This is a genomic window from Rhizobium altiplani (assembly GCF_001542405.1).
Classification (GTDB): domain Bacteria; phylum Pseudomonadota; class Alphaproteobacteria; order Rhizobiales; family Rhizobiaceae; genus Rhizobium; species Rhizobium altiplani.
In genome coordinates, this window is the sequence record NZ_LNCD01000054.1 from 4650 (window position 1) to 7398 (window position 2749).

Consider the following 2749-nt stretch of genomic DNA (forward strand, 5'->3'; position numbering starts at 1 on the left):
TCCCGTCTGGCGCGCAACAATGCCGACTGGCAGCGGCTGCTGGAGATCTGCGCCCTTGCCGATACCCTGATCCTCGACGAGGACGGCGTCTACGATCCGGCAAGTTTCAACGATCGGCTTCTGCTCGGTCTCAAGGGAACAATGAGTGAGGCCGAACTGCATGTGATCAAGGCAAGGCTGCGCGGCGGCATCCTCAATAAGGCGCGGCGTGGCGAGTTCCGTTGCCCGCTGCCAACCGGGCTGGTCTATGACCATTCCGGCAATGTGACGCTTGATCCGGACATGCAAGTCAGAGAGACGATCGCCCATTTCTTCGAGACGTTCTCTCGCGTCGGATCCGCCTCCCAGACCGTCAAGGCCTTTCGGCAGGAAGGCATTCTCTTTCCCTCTCGCTTGCACGACAGCCAGACGGTTTTCCGGCCACTGACGCCTTCGACGGCAATGCGCGTGCTGCACAATCCACGTTACGCCGGAGCCTATGCCTATGGCCGCCGCCGCTATCGACGCACCATTGATGGCAAGAGGATTGTGCGTGAACAAGATAATGATGATTGGACAGCATGCATTCCAGATGCCCATCCCGGCTACATCAGTTGGGAGCAGCATCAGGAGAACCTGAGGATTCTGAAGTCGAACATCTGCCATAAATGGAACGCGGCGGTCGCGTCACCTCCGCGGGAAGGCCCAGCGCTGCTGCAGGGGCGGGCCGTGTGTGGGCAATGCGGCAGGCATTTTCACATGCGCTACGCTGCCCGACGCGGTCGGCAGGAAGCCTGGTACGTTTGTGATCGCGCCCGTACCAATCGCGGTGAACCCCTATGCCAAGCGATCGCTGCACCTCCTGTTGATGAAGCCATCGGCATGCTGATCGCCGAGCAGATGACGCCGGCAGCCATCGAACTGGCGATTGAAGTCCGCAAAGAGATCGAAGCGCGACATAAAGAGGCGGACCGGCTGCGCTGTCGCGCAATCGAGCGCGCGCAAACGGAAGCCGATCTCGCCCAGCGCCGTTTCATGCTCGTCGATCCCAACAACCGCCTCGTCGCCGACACGCTTGAAGGCGAATGGAACGAGAAGCTCCGTATCTTGGCTAATGCCCGCGAAGAGCGCGAGCGCGCCCGGGAGCACGATCAATTCATCCTCGATAAGGCCGTCCACGAGCGGTTGGTCGCAATGACGGCGGACTTCAAAAAACTCTGGACCAACCCAGAGACCCCGAACCGCGAACGAAAGCGCTTGCTTGCCCACATCATTGAGGACGTCACCCTCCTCAAACTACCGAAGAGAGGCACAACCAAGGCTCATATTCGCTTCAAAGGCGGCAAAACCCAGACACTCGTCACCATCAGTCCAAAATCGCCCAGCCAGCAGGTCAAGACGAACCCCGACATCATTGCACTGATCGATAAACTCCTCGACGATCATATTTTTTCCGAGATCGCCGACATTCTCAACAATCAGGGATACCGTCCGGGCTCGGTGACGCGCCGTGACCAGCGCAACGCCCGCTTCACAACCAAACGCGTCACCTATCTTGTTCGCGAATACAAGCTGAGATCACGCTATGACCGGCTCCGGGATCGTGGGATGTTGACAAAAAAGGAGGCGGCTGCACACCTCAATATCCATGAACATACGCTCGCCAGATGGGCTGAATACGGCCTCGTCACCAGCCATGCCTACAACGGGCACTACTACCTGTACGAGCTTCCGAAGACAGATTTACCGCAAAAGCAATGCAGTCGATGGAACCAGCTCGTCGAGCGCCTCGCCGCGCGTAAGTAAAATGCCAGCCAAGCCAAAACCTTCAACTGAATCCGAAAGAGAGATGCAGTATGAATGCAGATCGTTGGCAACCAGGCACACGCCGCTGCCATCCCAGAAGATCAGCTTGATCCGGTCCGTTCGTTTGGCGCGGAACACATAAATCGTGCCAGAGAATGGGTCAGCACCCATCTCCGCCTTCACGAGCGCCGCCAATCCCTCAGCACCTTTGCGCTTATGTGGTGCACCACATAAGCGCAATTATGCGGCGACCATGATTATGCGGAGCCGGAGACGCTGATGGGCGCATTGTCGGGCTTTTCAACATCCGTCGACTCCACATAACTATGCACTATCGCCATAACTGTGCACTATCGCCATAACTGTGCACTATCGCCCGGCAAGCATCGCGATCAGTTTATCGGGCGGGCGGAATTTGCCTGGCTTGATGCCGAGCGTCGCCAAAGCGTCGAGCATCTCGAGTTTTTCGGTCGGGTCAGCGCGCAGGTAGATCTCCGTGCTCTGGAGAGTGGCGTGACCGAGCCACAGCGCTACTTTGCGAATGTCGCGCGTCGCCTGAAGCATATGCATGGCGCAGCTGTGGCGCAGTACATGCGGCGATATCGACTTCGTCGCCAGCGTAGGCGCGACGCTGACCGCGGCCGCGGCGTGCTTTTCGAGGATGTATTCGAAGCCGGAGCGCGTCATCATCCGGCCAGCATTGTTCAGGAAGAGCGCCGTGTCGCCATCCTTGGGTCTAACGGCGATCCAGGCTCGGATCGCGGCAGCGGTCTCCTGCCAGATCGGTAGCACGCGCTCTCGTCGTCCTTTGCCGATGATATGGATACTGGCGGGTGACCGTCCGTCGAACTGTTCAAGCGCGAGACCGACGAGTTCGGAAACGCGCAGCCCGCCGGCGAAAGCCAGATGCAGCATGGCTCGATCGCGAATGCCTGATAATGTCCGCCGATCCGGTGCATTGAGC

General features: G+C 58.7%; 3 protein-coding genes. 1 reads left to right on the top strand and 2 read right to left on the bottom strand.

Annotation, left to right across the window (positions count from 1 at the left end; all coding sequences use genetic code 11):
• Nucleotides 1-1785: recombinase family protein (locus tag AS026_RS11725; RefSeq protein ID WP_062369701.1), on the top strand; the 1785-nt coding region annotated here is incomplete at its 5' end.
• On the opposite strand, the gene tnpB is transcribed toward AS026_RS11725, so the two are convergent.
• A complete protein-coding gene (tnpB, locus tag AS026_RS39735) occupies nucleotides 1723-2025 on the bottom strand; it encodes an IS66 family insertion sequence element accessory protein TnpB (RefSeq protein WP_155951337.1) in 303 nt (100 codons plus the stop codon). The two genes, AS026_RS11725 and tnpB, sit on opposite strands and share 63 nt — an antisense overlap.
• Nucleotides 2026-2154: 129 nt before the next feature.
• Nucleotides 2155-2749: tyrosine-type recombinase/integrase (locus AS026_RS11735; RefSeq protein WP_144443506.1), on the bottom strand; the 595-nt coding region annotated here is incomplete at its 5' end.